At 68.9% G+C, this 20,163-nt stretch carries 15 protein-coding genes; 12 read left to right on the top strand and 3 right to left on the bottom strand.

Translation table 11 applies throughout. From position 1 onward, the window contains the following. Window positions 1-10 precede the first annotated feature (10 nt). The 6 genes from VBO01S_RS11075 to VBO01S_RS11050 all read left to right on the top strand — a co-directional run bounded on the left by VBO01S_RS11075 (window position 11) and on the right by VBO01S_RS11050 (window position 7,644). Window positions 11-2,404 (top strand): type VI secretion system Vgr family protein, encoded by a 2,394-nt coding sequence (locus VBO01S_RS11075; protein ID WP_082818088.1) that lies wholly within the window; start codon window positions 11-13, stop codon window positions 2,402-2,404. Window positions 2,405-2,418: 14 nt separating this feature from the next. Further along, complete coding sequence (locus VBO01S_RS11070) at window positions 2,419-2,880, top strand: hypothetical protein (RefSeq protein WP_157627346.1); 462 nt, start codon at window positions 2,419-2,421, stop codon at window positions 2,878-2,880. A gap of 42 nt (window positions 2,881-2,922) precedes the next feature. Beyond that, window positions 2,923-5,481, top strand: a complete 2,559-nt coding sequence (locus tag VBO01S_RS11065) for a DUF2169 family type VI secretion system accessory protein (RefSeq protein ID WP_062473953.1) — start codon at window positions 2,923-2,925, stop codon at window positions 5,479-5,481. Between the two features lie 11 nt (window positions 5,482-5,492). Next, complete coding sequence (locus VBO01S_RS11060; RefSeq protein ID WP_255221097.1) at window positions 5,493-6,527, top strand: pentapeptide repeat-containing protein; 1,035 nt, start codon at window positions 5,493-5,495, stop codon at window positions 6,525-6,527. A 61-nt stretch (window positions 6,528-6,588) separates the two neighbouring features. Next, complete coding sequence (locus tag VBO01S_RS11055; RefSeq protein ID WP_062473948.1) at window positions 6,589-7,251, top strand: DUF3540 domain-containing protein; 663 nt, start codon at window positions 6,589-6,591, stop codon at window positions 7,249-7,251. A gap of 12 nt (window positions 7,252-7,263) precedes the next feature. Then, on the top strand, window positions 7,264-7,644 hold the full coding sequence (locus tag VBO01S_RS11050; RefSeq protein ID WP_062473947.1) for a DUF4150 domain-containing protein: 381 nt from the start codon (window positions 7,264-7,266) through the stop codon (window positions 7,642-7,644). Between the two features lie 45 nt (window positions 7,645-7,689). On the opposite strand, the gene VBO01S_RS11045 is transcribed toward VBO01S_RS11050, so the two are convergent. The 3 genes from VBO01S_RS11045 to VBO01S_RS11035 all read right to left on the bottom strand — a co-directional run bounded on the left by VBO01S_RS11045 (window position 7,690) and on the right by VBO01S_RS11035 (window position 10,835). Next, window positions 7,690-8,511: a PP2C family protein-serine/threonine phosphatase gene (locus VBO01S_RS11045; RefSeq protein WP_062473945.1), complete on the bottom strand. Its 822-nt coding sequence runs from the start codon at window positions 8,509-8,511 to the stop codon at window positions 7,690-7,692. Next, window positions 8,504-10,396 (bottom strand): type VI secretion system-associated FHA domain protein TagH, encoded by a 1,893-nt coding sequence (tagH, locus tag VBO01S_RS11040; protein ID WP_062473943.1) that lies wholly within the window; start codon window positions 10,394-10,396, stop codon window positions 8,504-8,506. Before tagH ends, VBO01S_RS11045 begins: the two co-directional genes overlap by 8 nt. Window positions 10,397-10,460: 64 nt before the next feature. Continuing rightward, a complete protein-coding gene (locus VBO01S_RS11035; RefSeq protein WP_223301458.1) occupies window positions 10,461-10,835 on the bottom strand; it encodes a TssQ family T6SS-associated lipoprotein in 375 nt (124 codons plus the stop codon). 171 nt (window positions 10,836-11,006) lie between these two features. Between VBO01S_RS11035 and tssJ the strand changes: the two genes are divergently transcribed. The 6 genes from tssJ to VBO01S_RS11005 form a co-directional block, all read left to right on the top strand. Beyond that, window positions 11,007-11,522, top strand: a complete 516-nt coding sequence (gene tssJ / locus VBO01S_RS11030) for a type VI secretion system lipoprotein TssJ (RefSeq protein WP_062473939.1) — start codon at window positions 11,007-11,009, stop codon at window positions 11,520-11,522. A 243-nt stretch (window positions 11,523-11,765) separates the two neighbouring features. Next, a complete protein-coding gene (gene tssK / locus VBO01S_RS11025; protein ID WP_235926916.1) occupies window positions 11,766-13,061 on the top strand; it encodes a type VI secretion system baseplate subunit TssK in 1,296 nt (431 codons plus the stop codon). Window positions 13,062-13,069: 8 nt separating this feature from the next. Beyond that, window positions 13,070-14,449: a DotU family type VI secretion system protein gene (locus VBO01S_RS11020; RefSeq protein WP_062473937.1), complete on the top strand. Its 1,380-nt coding sequence runs from the start codon at window positions 13,070-13,072 to the stop codon at window positions 14,447-14,449. After that, on the top strand, window positions 14,449-18,084 hold the full coding sequence (tssM, locus tag VBO01S_RS11015) for a type VI secretion system membrane subunit TssM (RefSeq protein WP_062473935.1): 3,636 nt from the start codon (window positions 14,449-14,451) through the stop codon (window positions 18,082-18,084). Before VBO01S_RS11020 ends, tssM begins: the two co-directional genes overlap by 1 nt. A 1-nt stretch (window position 18,085) precedes the next feature. Next, window positions 18,086-18,811: a type VI secretion system-associated protein TagF gene (tagF, locus tag VBO01S_RS11010; protein WP_062473933.1), complete on the top strand. Its 726-nt coding sequence runs from the start codon at window positions 18,086-18,088 to the stop codon at window positions 18,809-18,811. Window positions 18,812-18,847: 36 nt separating this feature from the next. Beyond that, on the top strand, window positions 18,848-20,163 hold a 1,316-nt coding region (locus VBO01S_RS11005), incomplete at its 3' end, for a serine/threonine-protein kinase (protein ID WP_062473931.1).

Genomic DNA, 20,163 nt, shown 5'->3' with positions numbered 1-20,163 from the left:
GGAGAGCCGCATGGACAGAGTCGTCAAAGCCCACACCCCGCTTGGAGAGGAACAGCTGCTGTTCCGCTCGATGCACGGCAGCGAAGGGCTGTCGCAGCTGTTCGAGTTCGAGGTCGACCTGCTGAGCCCGAACACCTCGGTCGACATGAAGGGCCTGCTCGGCAAGCCACTGGCGCTCGAGATCCAGACGCTGAGCGGCACGCCGCGCTACCTCAACGGCCAGATCACGCGCTTCACCATGATCGGGCGCGAGGGCGGCTCTTCGCGCTACACCGTGTACCGCGCCGCGGTGCGGCCGTGGCTGTGGTACCTCACGCGCACCAGCGACTGCAAGATCTTCCAGAACAAGTCGGTGGTCGAGATCCTCGAAGACGTGCTGGGCGAGTACGGCTTCGCCTTCGAGAAGAAGCTCAGCGCCTCGTACCGCCAGTGGGAGTACTGCGTGCAGTACCAGGAGACCGACTTCGCCTTCGTGAGCCGCCTCATGGAGCACGAGGGCATCTACTACTACTTCAAGCACGACAAGAACCAGCACACGCTGGTGCTCGCCGACGACATGAGCGCGCACGAGACGCTGCCCGGCTACCCGAAGATCGGCTACCTCGCGAGCGACCGCGCCACCGACCCCGGCCGCGAAGTGATCGACCAGTGGGAAGTCACCGAAGAGATCCGCCCCGGCACCTACGTGGTCGACGACTTCGACTTCAAGAAGCCCCGGGCCGACCTGCTCAACACGCGCAGCCAGCCGCGCGGCAGCGACCACGGCCGCTACGAGATGTACGAGTGGATGGGCGGCTACAGCGACGCGGGGCAGGGCGAGCACTACGCGCGCATCCGCCTCGAGGAAGCGCAGGCCCAGGCCGAGGTCGACACCGGCCACACCAACGTGCGCGGCATGGCGCCCGGCTACCGCTTCACCATGCAGAACGCACCGCGCAACGAGGACAACCGCGAGTACCTCGTCGTCTCGGTGATGTACAGCCTGCGCGAGGGCGGCTATGCCAGCGGCGGCATGCCGGGCGAGTACAGCTTTCACTTCGGCGTGCAGCCCACCTCGTTCCCGTTCCGCGCGCGCCGCATCACGCGCGTGCCGAGCACCCAGGGCCCGCAGACCGCCACCGTGGTCGGGCCGCCCGGCGAAGACATCTGGATCGACAAGTACGGCCGCGTGAAGGTGCAGTTCCGCTGGGACCGCTACGGCCAGCGCAACGAAGACAGCTCGTGCTGGGTGCGCGTGTCCAGCGCCTGGGCCGGCTCCAACTTCGGCGCGGTGAACCATCCGCGCGTGGGGCAGGAGGTGATCGTCGATTTCATCGCGGGCTGCCCCGACCGGCCGATCATCATCGGGCGTGTCTACAACGCCGACCAGATGCCGCCGCTGGAGCTTCCTGCCAAGGCGACGGTCAGCGGCTTCATCAGCCGCACCGTGAAAGGCGATGGGGAGTTGGCCAACCATTTTGTGATCGACGACGACCCGAGCAACGAGTCGATCAAGATCCATGCACAGAAGGACTTCTTCATCGAGGTCGAGAACGACGAGACCCACACGGTGGAGGGTCACCGCACCACCAACGTCCACAAGAACGACGAGCTCACCGTGGACCAGGCGCGGACCACGACGGTGGTCAACGGCCTCGATCACGCGATCTACAAGTCGGGCTCGAAGCTGGAAGTGACAAAGAAGGCCGAGCACTTCTTCAACAACGCCATCGCGATCACGACCAAGGAGGGGGCCACGGAGACCGTTGAGACAGGCGACTCCAACGTGCACGTGATGGCCGGCCTGCGACAGGAGAATTTCGACAACGCGCTGCACGTCGACGTGAAGAACGGCATGACCGAGCACGTCTACACCGGGGACTCCAGGCTGGAAACCTGGGCCGGCAAGCGGTTCGAGAGCTACAAGACAGGGTGGGAGCGGGATGTCCTGGGCGGCGGCGGCAAGGACACGATCAAGGGTGGCCTCACGGAGACGATCGAAACGGGCGACCACACGTCCACCGTGTCGGCGGGCGACTACGTGGGCAAGGCCAAGAACGTGTCCATCGACGCCGAGACGAACTTCAACGTCAAGGCCAAGAAGATCCTCCTGCATTCGACCGAGAAGCACACCAACAAGTACGACGGCAGCATCGAGACCGTGGCGGGTGGCAGCGCCACGACCAAGGCGTCGAGCTACATCCGCTCGCAGGCCAAGCTCATGTTCTCGTTCGCCTGGGTGAACTCGCTCACCTACGCCACCCTGTCGGAGACCTTCAATGCGGTCTCCACCAACATCGGTGGGGCGAGTTTCGACATCAAGGCCTATCGCTGGTCGAACCAGGCCTTCAACCAGAAGGCCGAAGCCAAGGTCTCGATCGGCACGGTCTACATCGACATCAAGATCCTCGTGCTGATCCCGTGATGACCGCAACCGCGATGCCCCATCGACGCGCGATCCGAGTCCTGGGCGCCGTGCTGGTGGCGGCGGGCCTGCTGCCGCTCCTGCTGCCGATGGAAACCCTCTCGATGTGGCTCGTGCTGCCCTGCATCGCATCGATCTTCGCGGGCTCGGCCTTGCTGTGCGGCGCGTGGGAGTTGCTGTCGATCCGTCGCCGCGAGGCGCGCAGCCGCGGCTTCGACGCGCAGGCGCAGGGCGTCATCGTCGGCAGCGAGGTCGGCGGCGCCTACAGCGATACCAGCCCGCTGATGAATCTCACCGTGCGCTTCGCCGACCGCGACGGCGTCGAGCGGCAGGTCGTCGTGCAGAAGGTGGTGATGCTGAACGAGCTGCCGTTGTACGCGATGGGGCGGCCGGTGCTCGTGCGCTTCGCCTCCGCATCGCCCACCACCGAGCTGGTGATCTCGCCGATCGTCGCGCCGGGCGGTTTTTCCTTCTGATTCCGCGCCCCCACCGCGCACTGCCCACACCCGAAGCCGACCTTGAAGATCGTCAAGCCCTTTCGCCTCAGCCTTCTCACCCGCCCCTACCGCTGGCGTTCCCGCAACCAGCTGGGCATTGCTGTGCTGGCCTGCGCCAGCCTGGAGGCCGAGTCGCGCCTGCAGCCCGAGCAGGAGCTCTGGCAGATGGCGGGCGATGTGCTCGATCCCGGCAGCGTGCTCGACATGAGCATGCCCAAGGGCGAGGCCGAGGTGCTGGCCAGCGGATTCGCCTACACGGCGCACCAGGACGACAAGACCCGGTGCGCGGTGCGGTTGCGCGTCGGCGGGGTCGACCGTTCGCTGGCCGTGTTCGGCGACCGTTTCTGGTTGGGCGGGCGTATTACCGAGCCGGCCGCATTCGAGCAGATGCCGCTCGACTGGCGCCACGCGTTCGGCGGCCCCAATGTTCCCGACAACCCGTTGGGGCTGGGCACGGTCGACGAACTCGTCAATGGCGTACAGACCTGCCGGCTTCCCAATGTGGAGGTGGTCGGGCAGCAGATTCAGCGCCGCGGGCAGCGCTCGCGGCCGGCCTCGTTCTCGGGCTACCTGCCCGATGCACCGCAGCGCATGGCGCTGGCCGGGACGAAGTACGACGATGCATGGCTGCAGACGGGATTCCCCGGCTTTGCCGACGACCTGGACTGGCGCTTCTTCAATGCCGCCAGCCCCGAGCAGCGCTGGCCCGGCCAGCCCGTGCTTCCCACGGGTGCGCCCTACGAGCTCTGGAACATGCACCCGCGCATCCCGGTGCTGCGCGGCAACCTGCCCGCGTGGCATGCGGTCTGCCACCTCAATTTTTCCAAAGAGGTCGGTGAGTTGCGCCGCGTCGACCTCGGACTGAGCACCGCCTGGTTCTTTCCCGACCGCGAACGGGTGGTGCTGGTGTGGCACGGCACCACCCCGATCCGGGAGGACGATGCCGCGGACGTGACGCACATCATGCCGTCGATCGAACTGCCGGACGCGCCGCGCACGCTGACGCACTACGCCGACGTGATGCGCAAGCGCATCGACCCGGAAAAGAGCAGCATCCACGTCCTGCGCGACAGCGATCTGGTGCCGCGCCCGCTGCTCGCGGAATGGACTGCGATGCGCATGCCCGATACCTTGGCCGAGCCCTTGCCGCGCAACCTGCAGGCCGGCATGCGCAGGCACTACGAGAGCCAGCGTGCCGAGTTGCTCGCACAGGGGCTCGACCCCGGCGACTACCTCACGCCGCCGCCGGCGCCCGAGGTCCTGCCGGCCTTCGACGACCTGCCCGAGTACCTGGAGCGCGCCGAGGCGCAGGCGGTCCAGACGCGCGCGCGGCTGGAGGGCGAGGTGGCCCGGGTCGAGGCCGAACGCGCATCGGAGCCCGAGGTTCCCGAGGGCGCCGAGGCCCCGGTGCCTTCGGTATTCGAGGAGGAGGCAGAAGGCTCGCGCGAGGAAAGCGAAGCGAACGAAGAGAGCGTCGATGCCCCGGTGGAGACCGATCCGCTGAAGCTTCAGGGCCGCCTCTATTCGGCGCACCTGACCCCGACGCCACCGCGCGTGCCGAGCTTCAGGGCTGCCAAGTTGCGCCGCAGGCTGGCCGCGGCGGAGCCTGGGCGGCGCCACTTCTCGAAGATGAATCTCACCGGTGCAGACCTGTCGGGCATGGACCTGCGCGGGGCCGATTTCACCCACGCGGTCCTGGCCGATGCGAACCTGCAGGGAGCGAATCTCGAGGGCTGCGACTTCTCCGAAGCCGTGCTCGCGCGGGCCGTTCTCACGGACACACGCCTCGTGGGCAGTCGGCTGGACAAGGCCAACCTGGGTGGCGCGCGCCTCGAAGATTGCGATCTCGCGTCGGCCAGCCTGCGCGAGACCCTGTGCCATGGCACGCGCTTCAGGGGCTGCAGCCTGCGTGGCGCGCAGCTCGATCAGACCCAGCTGCACGAGACCGAAATGGTGGAATGCGCCATGCAATCCTCGCGCTGGACGCAGGTCGCGCTGCGCCGCATGACGCTGCGCGATCTGGTGCTGGACCAGGCCGAGCTGAACCAGGTCGTGCTGCTCGAATGCAGCCTGGAGCGTGTGTCCTTGAAGGCCGCGCGATTGGTGCGCTGCGGCTTCGTCACGGTCACGCTGGTTGCGGATGTCGACTTGTCCCATGCGCGGTTCGATGCCTGTGGTGTCGCGCTCGGCAGCTCATTCGCCGGCGCGACGGCCGTGGGAATGTTCATGAAGCAGTGCGGGCTGCGCGGCACCTCCTTCGCGGCAGCGGACCTGACCGCGGCCCGTCTGGAGAACTGCGACCTTTCGGAGTGCGATCTGTCCGATGCGCGGCTGGACGGCTTCGTCGCCGGCGAAAGCCTGTTCGTGCGCGCAAACCTCGCGCGCGCCTCGCTGCGCAAGGCCCACCTGATCGACGCCAACCTCTCGAAGTCGAACCTGCTCGGCTGTGACCTGCGCGAGGCGAACCTGTTTCGCGCCGACGTGTCGCAGGCCTTCATCGATGCCACCACCTTGCTCGACGACGCCTACACGCAGCATGCCAAGGTCTGGCCGCGGCGCGACCCGGAGGCGGCATCATGACTCCCGAGTCCTTGCTGGACGACGTGCGGCACGGCGTGCAGCTGCACGGACTCGATTGCCGCGGCTGGGATCTGCGCGGGCTCGACCTCTCGGGGGCGCTGTGGGACCGCATCGACTTCACCGGCGCCGATTTCCGCGGCGCCGATCTGTCGGGCAGCGTCATCACCCATTGCCCGATGGACCGCTGCGATTTCTCGGGTGCGACGGGCAAACAGGTACAGATGTTCCGCGGGCGCTTCGAGGGCGCGAATCTCTCGCAGGCCATGCTCGAGCAGGCGTCGTTCGTCGAGTCTCATCTGGCGGGCGCCCGCTTCGACGAGGCGGTGCTCGATCGCGTCACCTTCTTCCGCTGCGACCTGGCGGACGCCTCGTTGCGGACCCGCCGCATGGCGCAGGCCACGGTCATGGAATCGAACCTGGCGCGCTGCGATCTCACCGGTGCGAGCCTGAACACCGTGACGATGTTCAAGCTCGACCTGCGCACCGCCGTCTTCGCACAGTTCGAAGGCGAGGGCGTGGTGTTCCTCGAATGCGACCTCGCGCGCCAGCACTTGGCCGGGCTCGTGCTGCGCCGCTGCCAGTTCACCGACTCCAAGCTCGACGAAGCGGATTTCCGCCATGCCACGCTCACGCAGAGCAACTTCAAGGGGGCCTCGCTGCGCGGCGCCCGCTTCACCGGGGTCGAGGCCGGCATGACGATCTTCGCGGAAGCCGACCTGGGCGGTGCCGACTGCACCGCGGGGCGGTTCGACCAGTCGCTGTGGGTGGATGCCGCGCTCGAGGGGGTGAGCTTCGCGCAGGCGCGGCTGCCGCTCAGCGTGTTCCAGCGCGCACGCTGCAAAGGCAGCAGCTTCGCGCAGGCCGACCTGCAAGACGCAGACTTCTCCTATGCGGACCTCACGGACGCGGACCTCAGGGACGCCCGCTTTCTGCGCACCCGCCTGCACCGCGCCGTCCAACAGGGGACCCGTTTTTCCGGGCGCGGCGGCATCATCGAAAACGATCCGGACCTGCACCGCGCACAGTCGTGGTCCGACGCTCGCTGATGGCTCGCCATCCTTTCATACGAGGGCCGAAGCCTCGTCCAGTTCGAAAAGGGAAATCATCATGAATGTTGTTCCGCTGCGCGTCGCATCCGACGCCTCATCCCCGGTTCATTCGATCGGCACGGTTCGCCGCCTGCTGGACGACGGGCAGTTCGCCGTCGAGGACGAGGCCGGTGGCGTGCGCACCTGCCGGCGTGCGGCCAGTTGCCTGCTCAAGCCGCAGGTCGGCGACACCGTGCTGCTCTCGGGGCCGGACTCCTACCGCGTCTTCCTGATCGCGGTGCTCGAGCAGGCCGATGCCGCCGTCAGCCGCATCGAGGTCGATGGCGCACTGGTGCTCGGCGGCAATGCGCATCCGGTCGCGATCGAGAGCGAGGGCGAGGTGCGCCTGCGCAGCGGCACCCGGCTCGCCATGAGCGCCGGGCAGTGGGCCTTGCAGGCCGACACTGCCGATTGCCGCACCGACGAATTGCGCTTCACCGCGAAGTCCGTCGAGGCGACCGCAGGAACGACCAGGTTCTTCGGCAAGGTCCTCGAGACGGTGGCCGACCGGATCGTGCAGATGGCACGCAACACGTTGCGGATCGTCGACGAGATGGACCAGTCCCGGGTCCGGCACCTCGACTGCAAGGCCAGCGACACGGTGCGTATCCATGGCCGGCACACGATGGTCACGGGGCAGGACCTCGTGAAGGTCGATGCCTCGCAGATCCACATGGGCTGAGGAGGTCGCACGATGTTCGCCAATTGCCAACTCATGGGGATGGATCTCGCGTTTCCCGACGTGTGCCGCACGCCGGTTCCCATCCCTTTCCCCAACATGGCGTTGGGGCCGATGGCCATTCCCAATGCATGGAACATCCTGTTCGCGGGCATGCCGGCCCACAACATGGCCACGGTGACACCGATCACGCTCGGCGATCAGCCGGGTGCGCTTGGCGGTGTGGTGTCCCAGACCTTCATGCAGCAGTCGCGCCACCTGACGGGCGCCTTCACCGTGCTGCTCAAGGGCACGCCAGCCACGCGCGTTACAAGCATCACGTTGCAGAACCGCTGCAACATCGTCGGCATGCGGTTGGTGCCAAGCCAGTTGAAGGTGCTTGTGCTGGCGGCCTGAGGCGCCGCCCTGTCGAGCGGTGCGCGACGGGGCTGTTTCCCCGGCTTAACGGGGCGCGACTGGCTGCGCTGTCGAAGTTGCCCCCGCCAGCGTCACCTGCTGCGGCGACCCCACCCACACCGCCAGCGCCGAGTAGTTGTCGCGCGACTTGTCGGCCTTGGCCTCGGCCGCGCGGCGCAGCAGGGCGAGCCACTCTTCCGCGCTGTCGGCCAGCTGCAGCGATCGTTCCATCACCTGCTGCGAGATGAGCTGCCAGAGCCCGTCGGTGCACAGCAGGAACGCATCGCCATCGGCCAGCCGCTGCGGTGTCGACACCGAGGTCTCCGCCGTCGCGCGCGCACCGAGCGCGCGGTACAGCAGGTTGCTTTTCACCAGGCGCTCGCCGCCGTTGGCGCCCTGGCCCGCGGCGGCTTCGCCGGAGCGTTCGGACAGGCTGTGGTCTTCGGTGCGCTGCATCAGCGCGCCGCGGCGGAACCAGTAGAGGCGGCTGTCGCCGACGTGGGCCCAGCAGGCTTCGCCGGTGGCGCGATCGACGAACAGTGAGACGATGGTCGCGCTCATGCGGCTCTGGTCGGCCAGCTCGCGCTGCTTGGCGAGCACGGCGTCGTTGGCTTCTTTCACCGCATGGCGGATGTCGTCGGCCGCGACGGACGGGTGGTCGACAAAAGTGTTGAGCGCGGTGTCGACCACGATGCGCGAGGCCAGCTCGCCGCCCGCGTGGCCGCCGACGCCATCGCTCACGACGAAGCAGGCGTTGCGTTCGTCCAGGTGATAACCGATGGCGTCCTGGTTGCCGCTGCGTTCGCCCACGCACGAGAACTGCGAGGTCGAGATAGGCACTGCGAAGGCGTGGGTGGCTTCAAGCACGGCGCGCCTCCTTCAAGCGTTCCATCTCGCGGTCGTAGGCCTGCTGGAAGGCGCGGCCGAAGACGGCCTGGAAGTCGTCCTCGACGGCGGCGGTGGTGCTGGCGTGCAACTGCTTCAGCTGGCGCCACAGCCGCGCTTCGCGACCGCCGGGTAGAAACTTCTCGCCGAGCCCGCCGTCGTGCGGCGTGGCCTTGTCGAGGCCGCCCGGATCGAAGCGATGCAAGAGCGTGAGCAGTGCGGCGCGCATGCCGGCGACCATGCCGAGCTGGTGCGACTGCAGGTCGCCCAGCGCATCGTGCACGGCGGCCTCGGGCGTGAGAAAGCCGGGCATGCGCGCGCCGAACATCTGCATCAGCACGGCGCGGCCGTTGGGCAGGATCTTGAAGGGGTTGTTCTCTTCATCCACGATCATGGTGATCTCGGCGCGCACCTCGCGCTTGAGCATCGCGCGCGACGACAGCAGCTCGATGGTGCCGTCGGTGAAGGCGCGCATCAGCCGGCCGAGGTGGCGCATCGCCTCGGCATCGAGCGGCTGCTGGCCCGCGATCTCGGGCACGCCGGCGCCTTCGAGAAACGCCTTGAACAGGTCGTCGCCGGAGGAGGGGGCGCGTGGTGAGGTCGGCACCGGCGCAGGGACTGCAGCGACGGGCAAGGCAGGCGGCGCTTCTTCTTCAAGCACGGCGGGCTGCGCCACGGCGGCCGGAATCTCCGGCGCTGCGACAACGACAGGCTCCTCTTCAACCGGCACAGCCTCTTCCACAGGCTCCGGCACGGCGACCGATGGCGCAACTGCCACCGGCTGCGGCGGATTGAACTGCGACGTCATCTCGCGCGCATGGTTCGCGAGGCTGTGGCCCGACGCCGCGGCCGGCGGTCGCGCGATCAGTTCCATGGCCGGGTGCACGTCGTCGAGCGGGTTGTCCTGCGTCAGCGCCGTGGGGCGCGGGTCGGACAGCGGCGAGGGCGCATCGCGGTCTTCGGCGAAGAAGGAGAGCGGGTCCATGCTGCGCTTGAGCGCGAGGTCCGACAGGCCTTGCGTCGCCTGCGGATCCAGTTCGGCGAGCGGATCGACGGGGTTGCGCTGCGCCTGCGAGGGCAGGGCGAAGGGCTCGTGCGCCAGCGGGTCGGGCATGGGCGCTGCCGCATCGTCGGCGCGGCGCGGTGCGTTCGCGAGGATGGCGTCCCAGTCGGCGGCCGACGGCATCTGCGCGGAGACCTGCGTGGTCGTGGAGGTTGCTGCAGCAGTAGAAGACAACGGCGGCGGTGCAGGTAGCGGCGCAGGGGCCGGTGCATTCACCGGCGCCGGCGCGAAGGTCGGCATCGCGACCGTCTTCTCGGGCGGTGCATCACCAAGAGGCAGCGCGCCTTCGCCGAACAGGTCCGCGAAGACATCGGAGGCCGGCGCTGCAGTGGGCAGCAGCGCGCTGATCGACGGCGCCGATGCGAGGTTCGATGCCACAGGCGGAGCAGACACCAACTGCGACAGCGACGGCTCGGTGATCGGTGCGGCCGGTGGCTCCGTGAGCGGCTCGGTGATGGGCGCCTCGGCGATCGCAGGCGGTGGGGCCTGGCTTGCACTCGCGGCTTCGAGCACGTAGCTGCCGATGGTCACGCGGTCGCCCAGCGCGACGCGCGATTCTTCTTCGTGGCGCAGCGTGCGTCCGTTCACGCTGATCGGCAGCACCGCACTCATGTTGCGCACCACGGCGGCGCCGTCGTCGTCGAAGCGCACGGTGGCCTGCAGGCGCGAGATCTGCCGGTGTTCGTCGGGCAGCACGAGGTGGTTGTCGGGGCTGCGGCCGATGGTGCCGCCCGGGGCGGCGAGCAGTGCCGAGGGCCCCGAGGCCACGGGCATGCCGCCGTGTTCAATCACTGTCCAGCGCATGGCATCTCCATGTTCGTCGCGGTGGGCGCGAGCGTGCCCGGGCGCGGCCGTGGCCGGCCGCGTGTCATCCGCGCTTCATCTTCTTCGCGGCCTCGAACGCGGGGCCCCACACGGGGTGGGTGCGTTCCGCGACATTCAGGTCGAAGCTCGGGAACACATCGAGGAGCTTGCGGAATTGCGTGCGGCATTCCGCGATCTGGTTGTTCACGCAGTAGCTGAAGGCTTCGAGCTTGAGTGCGGCCAGCCGCGTCGCGGGCTCGGCCCCGTCGAACACCGACACGCCGCCGCTCTTCAAGGTGGAGATGGCCTTGGCGTAGTCGCCCGCATCGTAGGCCTGCTGCGCGCGTTCGAGCGTGGTGCGTGCCACTTGCTGGCTCAGGCGTTCGGGTTGCTGTGAGGCATCCGGGGTGCTCTGGCAGCCGCTCAACAGCGCAAGCATGAAGGCAAAAGACAGAACAGGCAGGCAAGACTTCAATCTTTTCTCCTACTTCGCGAGAGGCAATGCGTGAGAGAGGGCGTGCTGTTGCATCACGATGCAACAGCACGCAATGCACACCGTGCGCGTGCATGGTTTCGATAATATAGATCGCGAAGCTTTCAGGGAGATCTCATGCATCGACGGACCTTGATTCAAGGCGCATTGGCCACATCGCCGTTGCTCGCAGGCCTCGCTGGTTGCGCATCGACAGCGAAGTCGATGCCCACGCCGTATGCCATCACCGTGCGCATCGACGACGGCGTGAATCCCGATGGTCGCGGCCAGGCCGCACCGATTCTCGTGAAGGTCTTCGAACTGAAATCTTCCGGCAACTTTGAAACGGCAGACTACTTCGCGCTGCAGGACCGCGACCGCGAGACGCTCATGACCGAACTCGTGAACGCGGACCAGGCCATCTTGCGCAGCGGCGAGGAACGCGTGTTCAAGCGCGAGGCCGGACTCGACTCGCGCGCCATCGGCGTGATCGCCGGCTATCGCAAGCTGGAAGCGGCGCGGTGGCGCATCGTGTTGCCGTTGAAGGAACCGAAACAAACGAATCTTTACAAGGTGTGGCAGTTTTCTCCGAGCGAGCAGAGCGTGCGCATCGCGGTGCGCAAGAGCGGCCTTGAACTGCTACCAAGTCGTTAAGTTTCAGCACGCGCTAATACGAAAGTGCGGCGCATTCGCCTCTGAAAAGGCATGCAAAACGCAAGAGGCGCCGTGTAGCATCAGACGCGAAAGAAGATCGAGCGGGGAGCCGCTGTACAGCGCATTTCCCGCCTCCGTGTGAGCACTCCAGGAGGTTCTTTGGTGACAGTTCGCAACGCGGGCGCAGCCGGTCAGGGCGCCCAATCTCAGGCATTGGCGAATCGCGTGGTGTGGTCCGAAGGCATGTACCTGCGGCCCCAGCACTTCCAGCAGATGGAGCGCTATGTCGAGCAGTACGTCACTCGCCGCACCGCGGGCATGCAGGGTGCCTACTGGGGATGGCTGCACCTGGACATCGACCGCGATGCCTTCGCGCTCGGGCGCGTGTCGCTGCTCGGCGGTGCGGGCGTGCTGCCCGACGGCACGCCGTTCTCGTTCGGCCTCGAAGACGCACCGATGCCCTTCGACGTGCCCACCGACCTCACCGACGAACTCATCGTGCTCGCATTGCCGCTGCGCAGGCCCGGCAGCGAAGAGGTGATCTTCTCGGAGGACGAAGGCTCGGCCGCGCGCTTCGGCGTGGTCGAGCGCGAAGTGGCCGACGGCAACGCGGTGGCGCTCGGCCCCGCGGTGCTGCAGCTGGCGAAGCCGCGCCTGCGGCTGGCGCGCGCGTCGTCGCTCACGGCCGAGTGGCAGGCCATCGGCGCGGTGCGCGTGATCGAGCGGCGCACCGACCACAAGCTGGTGGTCGATGCCAACTACATTCCGCCGGTGCTCGATGCCTCGGCGCACCCGATGCTGCGCAGCATGACGGCCGAGCTGCACGGCCTGCTCACGCAGCGCTCCGAAGCGCTGGCCTCGCGGCTGTCGCAGCCGGGGCGCGGCGGCGTGAGCGAGGTCTCCGACTTCCTGCTGCTGGAGCTGGTCAATCGCTACCTCGCGCTCACCTGGCATGCGCAGCAGGCGGTGCAGGTGCACCCCGAGACGCTGTTCGTCGACTGGCTCAAGCTGGCCTGCGACCTGGCCACGCACACCTCGCCCACGCGCCGTCCGGTGGTGTGGCCGGTGTACGACCACGACAACCTCAACGAGAGCATCCGCCCGCTGATGGAAGAGCTGCGGCGTTCGCTGTCGGCGGTGCTCGAGCAGAGCGCCATCGCCATCGAACTCGAAGAGCGCAGCCACGGCGTGCGCGTGGGCCGCATGCCCGACCCGGTGCTGGTGCGCAACGCGGCCTTCGTGCTCGCCGTGCATGCCGACCTGCCGGCCGATGCCGTGCAGCAGCGCTTTCCGACGCAGGTCAAGATCGGCTCGGTCGAGCGCATCCGCGACCTCGTGCAGTTGCAGCTGCCCGGCGTGGTCGTGCGCTCGCTGCCGGTGGCGCCGCGCCAGATCCCGTACCACGCGGGCTACCACTACTTCGAACTCGACAAGGGCGGCGACATGTGGCGCCAGCTCGAGAAATCGGGCGGCGTCGCCATGCACCTGGCCGGCGACTTTCCGGGGCTCGCCATGGAGTTCTGGGCCATCCGTCCGTGAGGGACCCTATGAACGGTGCCAATGACATGGCCGTCGGCCCGGGTGGCTTCGTGCCGCCCAATCCGGGCGGCGGCGCGACCACGCACAGCGGCCCGGGGCCGCAACCCCAGCAGCAACCCCAGCCCGATGCCTTCACCGCATGGCACGACGCGCGGCGCCCGCATGCGGGCGACACGGCGCTGGCGGGCAACAACCCGCTGGTGGCGGCGGCCAACCCGCTGCTCGACCTGATCCCGCAGATCCGCGCCACCGGCCACCACCCGTCGCCCGCGCAACTGCGCGAACACCTGGTCGACGAAGTGCGGCGCTTCGAGACACGCGCGCAGCAGGCCGGCATCGCGCCCGAAGTGATCATCGGCGCGCGCTACTGCCTGTGCACCGCGGTCGACGAGGCCGCGGCACTCACGCCGTGGGGCGGCAGCATCTGGTCGTCGCAGAGCCTGCTCGTGATGTTCCACAACGAGACCTGGGGCGGCGAGAAGTTCTTCCAGCTGCTGTCGCGTCTGGTGCAGAACCCGCAGCAGCACCTGCACCTCATCGAGCTCATCTACTTCTGCCTGGCCATGGGCTTCGAGGGGCGCTTTCGCGTCATCGACAACGGCCGCTCGCAACTCGAGACGCTCAAGCAGCGGCTGCTGCAGATCATCCGGCAGGCGCGCGGCGAAATCGCGGCGCCGCTGTCGCCGCACTGGCAGGACGCGAGCGCGCCTGTGCGCCGCACGCGCCACTGGCTGCCGGTGTGGGCCGTGGGCGCGGTGGCGGCGGTGCTGCTGGTGCTGGTGTTCGCGGTGCTCACCTTCAACCTCGCGGGCCATTCCGACGGCGCGTTCTCGGCCGTGAACGCGGTGCGCCTGCCGCAGACGCAGCGCGCGGTGGCGGTGCCCGCGGCGCAGCCGCGCCTGCAGCGCTTTCTCGAGCCCGAGATCCGCGACGGCCTGCTCACGGTGCGCGACGAAGCCGATCGCAGCGTGGTGGTGCTGCGCGGCGACGGCCTGTTCGCCTCGGGCTCCGACCGCGTGCTCGACCGCTACGCGCCGGTGCTCGCGCGCGTGGCCGACGCGCTCAACGCGGTGGAAGGCAACGTGCTGGTCAGCGGCTTCAGCGACGACCAGCCGATCCGCAGCGTGCGCTTCCCGTCCAACTGGCAGCTCTCGCAGGCGCGCGCCGATGCGGTGAAGGCCATGATCGCCACGCGCCTGAGCCGGCCCGAGCGGCTGCGCGCCGAAGGCCGCGGCGACGCCGATCCGCTGGTGCCCAACGACTCGGCGGCCAACCGCGCGCGCAACCGGCGTGTCGAGGTGACGCTGCTGGTGGCGCCGGTGGCGGGCGTGCCGGTGCCGGGGTCTGCGCCGCAACCACGGCAGCAACCACAAGGAGGAACACGCTGATGCTGCGCGCGCTCTTCCGTTTTCTCGTCAGCCGCGACCTCTGGGTCTTCTTCGGGCTGGTCGCGCTCGCGTTCCTGATCTGGGTCATCGGCCCGGTGATCGCCGTGGGCCGCTACCGCCCGCTCGAAGGCGAGTTCGTGCGCATCGTGGTCATCGCGCTGATGTTCGGCGTGTGGCTGGTGCGCGTGGCCTACCGCAAGTGGCGCGAGCGCCGCCTCAACGCGCAGCTGCTGCACCAGCTGCGCACGCCGTCGCCCAAGGCGAAGGAGGCCAAGCCCGAAGAGGCGCCCGAGATCAAGGAGCTGCACAGCGGCTTCGCCGACGCCACCGCGGTGCTGAAGAACATGCGCTTCGGCCCAGGCCCCGGCGGCAAGGCGGCCGGGCGCTTCGCGCTGTTCGACCGGCAGTACCTTTACCAGCTGCCCTGGTACATCTTCATCGGCGCGCCGGGCTCGGGCAAGACGACGGCGCTGGTCAACTCCGACCTCGACTTTCCGCTCGCCGACCAGCTCGGCAAGGCCGCGGTGCGCGGCATCGGCGGCACGCGCAACTGCGACTGGTGGTTCACCAACGAGGCCGTGCTCATCGACACGGCCGGGCGCTACACCACGCACGAGAGCCACCGCGAGACCGACGAGGGCGAGTGGAAGGGCTTCATCGAGCTGCTCAAGAAGTTCCGGCCGCGCCAGCCGATCAACGGCGCGATCCTCACCATCAGCATCGCCGACCTGCCGCTGGCCGACGACGCGCAGCGCGCGCGCCATGCGATGGCGCTGCGCAAGCGGCTGCTCGAGCTGCGCAACGACCTGGGCATCAACTTCCCGGTGTACGTGCTGGTCACCAAGACCGACCTGCTGGCCGGCTTCAACGAGTACTTCGGCTCGCTGGGCCGCGCCGAGCGCCAGCAGGTGTGGGGCTTCACCTTCCCCATCGAGGGCAACCCCGCCGACCCGGCCAAGGCCGACCTGCGCGAGCGCTTCCACCAGGAATACAAGCTGCTGCACCAGCGCCTGGACGAGCGCCTGCCCGAGCTGATGGCGACCGAGCCCGACCCGATGCGGCGCGCGCAGGCCTACCTGCTGCCGCAGCAGTTCGCGAGCTTCGAGGACATCCTGGGCACCTTCCTGGCCGACGTGTTCAACCCGTCGAAGTTCGAGGTGGCGCCGCTGCTGCGCGGCGTGTACTTCACCAGCGGCACGCAGGAGGGCACGGCCTTCGACCGCGTGATGGGCGCCATCAAGCGCTACCTGCAGGTGAACGCGCCGCCCGCGCCGCCGCCGGGCCCGGGCAAGAGCTACTTCCTGAAAGAGCTGCTGCAGCAGGTGATCTTCCGCGACGCGGGCGTGGCCGGCACCAACCTGCGCTGGTACCGCCGCCGCCGCGCCATCGACCTCGCGGGCTACGCGCTGGTGGGCGTGCTCGCGGTGGTGCTGCTGGGCGCGTGGGCCAACAGCTGGCGCCACAACAAGGCCTACGTGGCCGAGGTGGACGGCAACGCCAAGGCCTTCAACAAGGCCGCCGCGCGCGGCGAGCTGCCGACGGTGGTCGATTCGAGCGGCGACATCGCGAGCTCGCTGCTCATCCTCGACCGGCTGCGCGACCTGCCGAAGTCGGCCGAGTTCGACATCGGCGATCCGCCCGTGGGCTACCGCTTCGGGCTCTACCAGGGCGAGAAGCTGCAGGCCGCGACCGACGGCGTGTACCAGCGCGCATTGGAAACCGTGCTGCTGCCGCAGGCCGCGCAACGCGTGGAGCAGTCGCTGCGCGAGGCCGCGAAGGCCGATGCCGAATACAGCTACGAGGCGCTCAAGGCCTACCTCATGCTGTACGACCCCGAGCGCTACGACGCCGACTTCCTGCAGGCCTGGCTGCTGACCGACGTCGACCGCAAGATCGGCGCCTCGCTCACGCGCGAGCAGCGCACGAACCTCGAAGCGCACCTGAAGACGCTGTTTGCCGACCGCGTCGTGAGCTCGCCCTTCACCAAGGACGACAAGCTCATCGCGCAGACGCGCGAGCGCCTGGCCGGCGTGCCGCTGGCGCAGCGCTCGTACGCGCGGCTGCGCCGCATCCTGCTGCAGACCAGCGCGCCCAATGCCTTCACCATCGCCGAGGCGGGCGGCGCGGAGTCGGCGCTGGTGGTCCGGCGCGCCAGCGGCAAGCCGCTGACCGACGGCATTCCCACGCTCTTCACCTACCGCGGCTACTGGGACATCTTCGACAAGCGCATGGCCGAGACCACGCTGGCGCTGGAGCAGGAAGACCGCTGGGTGCTGCAGATCCGCGCGCCGGGCATCGCCGACATCACTTCGCGCGAGCTGCTGCTGCGCGAAGTGCGGCGCCTGTACCTCAGCGACTACATCCGCACCTGGGACGAGTACCTGGCCGACATCCGGCTGGCCGAGAGCAAGTCGCTGCTGCAGAGCATCCAGATGACGCGCGTGCTGTCGACCGGCGAGTCGCCGATGTCGCGCCTCATCCGCGGCGCGGCGCGCGAGACCGACCTGCTGCGCAACCACGACGAGGCCACGCGCAGCCTGCTCGACCAGGCGCAGAACCGCGTGACCAGCACACGCGAGCGCATCGAGCAGCTCATCGGCCAGCCCGACGGCAGCCAGCGCCGCAACACCGCGCCCGACCGGCCCGAGTCGCTGGTCGACAACCACTTCGCGCCGCTGCGGCGCATGGTGACCGCGCCCAAGGCCGGCGGCCAGACGCCGCTGGACCAGACGGCCGCGCTCATCAACGAGCTGTACACCTTCCTCACCGCCACCGACACCGCGCTGCGCAGCGGCAACATCCCGCCGCCCGGCGATGCCGTGACCAAGCTGCAGGCCGAAGCAGGGCGCCTGCCGGTGCCGTTCCAGGGCATGCTGAACGACCTGTCGGCCACCGCGTCGTCGAAGGCCGCGGCGGTGACGCGGCAGAACATCGGGCAGAACGCGGCCGCGACCATCGGGCAGTTCTGCAGCCAGGCGATCGCGGGGCGCTACCCGTTCGCGCGCGGCTCCAACCGCGACGTGGCGGCCGGCGACTTCGCGCAGCTGTTCGCGCCCGGCGGGATGATGGACGACTTCTTTCAAAAGAACCTCGCCTCGCAGGTCGACACCTCGGTCAACCCGTGGACCTTCAAGCGCGGTGTCGACGGCAGCGCGTCGGGACGCTCGGCGTACCTCGATGCGTTCCAGAAGGCGCAGGCGATCCGCGACGTGTTCTTCATGGGCATGGCGGGCGGGCGCACGCCCTCGTTCACGCTCGACATTCGGCCCGAGGACATGGACGCCACGCTCACGCAGTTCACGCTGGACATCGACGGCCAGACGGTGCGCTACGCCCACGGCCCGCAGGCGCCCAGCAGCATCAAGTGGCCCGGCCCGCGCAACAGCAACCAGGTGCGGCTGCAGGTCACGGTGGCCAACGGCACGCCGGCCGGCGGCATCGTGACCGAAGGGCCGTGGGCGCTGCACCGGCTGTTCGACAAGGCCTCGATCTCGTCGGGGCGCACGCCTGAGTCGTTCAACGCGACCTTCGACCTGCAGGGCAAGAAGGTGGTGCTCGCGGTGACGGCCAACAGCGTCTACAACCCGCTGCGGCTGTCGCAGATGAACAGCTTCTCCTGCCCCGGGAAATCCTAGGATGACGCCTCCCCCGCACGCCTGGTCGCCGCTCGACGAGCAGATCGGCTGGTACGGCAAGCTGCCGTCGGCCGGCGACTTTCTCTACCGCCGCATGCCGCGCGAACTGCAGGCCTGGTGGGACCGCTGGATGCAGAACGGCCTGGGCAGCTTCAAGCGCTGGCCCGACGCCATGACGCGCCACTACGCGGTGGCCCCGGTCTGGAACTTCGCCATCCCCGCGACGCACGGCGTGAACGCGGTCCAGTTGGGCTGCATCGCGCCCAGCTGCGACCGCGTGGGCCGCTACTACCCGGCCTGCGTGGCGCTGCAGGTGGACGCGGCGCGCTACCACCCCGCGCTGCTCGAAGGTTCGGCCGCCTGGTACTGGCAGTGCGGCAGCGCGCTGCTGCAGGCCATCCGCCACGGCGTGGCGCCCGACCTCTTCGACGGCCAGGTGCTGGCCGCGGGCCGCACGGGCTTTCGCACCGCCAGCGGCGGCTCGGACGACATCCTCTCGATCCTCGGCGCGGCCGCCGGCCCGGCCAACGGTGCGCGCGGCGCGAGCGCGCAGCAGCGCCTGGGCTGGCCCGAGCTGCCGCTGTGCTTCGACCCCTTCGGCGGCACCAGCTACTGGTGGACCAACCAGGCCGACGGCTCGCCGCTGCGCACCGCGGCGCACGGCGGCGGGCTCAACACGCCGCTGTTTTCGCAGTTGTTTTCGCAAGGCCACGTGCCATGGGCATGACGCGCCCGACCCACCCGCAGGAAGAAGAGACACCCCATGACGACGCCCGCCAGCCCTAGCGCGACGCCCGACCCGCAGGAGGAGCGCCCCCATCCCCTCGGCACGGGCCACCGGCTCGACGAGTTCGAGCTGCTCGAAGTCATCGGCGAGGGCGGCTTCGGCATCGTCTACCGCGCCTACGACCACTCGCTGCAGCGCGAGGTGGCGGTCAAGGAATACATGCCCTCGATGCTCGCGCGCCGCGTGGGCGACAACAGCGTGCACGTGCGCTCCGAGCGCCTCACCGCCACCTTCGCGGCCGGCCTGCGCAGCTTCATCAACGAGGCGCGCACGCTGGCGCAGTTCAGCCACCCGGCGCTGGTGCGGGTGCATCGTTTCTGGGAGGCCAACTCCACCGCCTACATGGCGATCCAGCTGTACAAGGGCCGCACGCTGCGCCAGCTGGCCGAGAGCGAGCCGGGCACGCTGACCGAGCCCTGGCTGCTGGGCATGCTGGGGCCGCTCTTGGGCGCGCTCGACACGCTGCACCACAGCCAGTGCTTCCACCGCGACATCGCCCCCGACAACATCTTCATCCAGCAGCAGGACGACCGCCCGGTGCTGCTGGATTTCGGCGCCGCGCGCAAGTCGATCGCCGACCTGGTCGACGAGGTCGCGGTGATGGTGAAGTCGGGCTACTCGCCGATCGAGCAGTACGCCGACGACAACACGCTGCTGCAGGGCGCGTGGACCGACCTCTATGCGCTGGGCGCCGTGCTGTACCGCGCGGTCACGGGGCACCCGCCGCCCTCGGCCGTGGTGCGCAGCGTGCAGGACGCCTACGTGCCGCTGTCGTCGCTGGACCGCGACGACCTGAGCCCGGCCTTCTGCGCCGCGGTCGACCACACGCTGGCCGTGCACAGCAAGGACCGCACGCAGACGGTGGCGGCCTTTGCGGCGGAGTTGGGGTTGGTGAAGCTGGGCGATCTGTACGTGGTGGACCGGGCGGCGCCGCCGGCGGCGGTGGTTGCTGCTGTTGTCGTGCCCGTCGCGCCGCCCGTGCCGCAGGAGCCGCCTGCGCCAGAGCCGGAGGAGGAAGCGCCACCGCCCGCGCCCGAGGTGCAGCCCGTGCCCGTGGAAGCGGCGACCGCGCGCGTGCAGGCACCACCGCCGCCTGCGCCGCCATCGCCTGTCGCACGACCGAAGAAGGCATCGAAGCGCCCGCCGTGGTTCCTTGTCGGCGCGCTGGTGCTCGCGTTGTTCGCGGTCGGCGGCTGGATCGGCTGGCGGCTGACGGCCAAGGCGCCGTCCGATCCGATGATTGCGGCTGCGCCGCCGCCGGGCACGCCGATGTCCGATCCGGGCGCGCCCCC

It is taken from the genome of Variovorax boronicumulans NBRC 103145, assembly GCF_001591345.1.
Classification (GTDB): domain Bacteria; phylum Pseudomonadota; class Gammaproteobacteria; order Burkholderiales; family Burkholderiaceae_C; genus Variovorax; species Variovorax boronicumulans.
The sequence above is the reverse complement of the archived record's forward strand: the minus strand, read 5'-3'. Positions and strand labels throughout refer to the sequence as shown.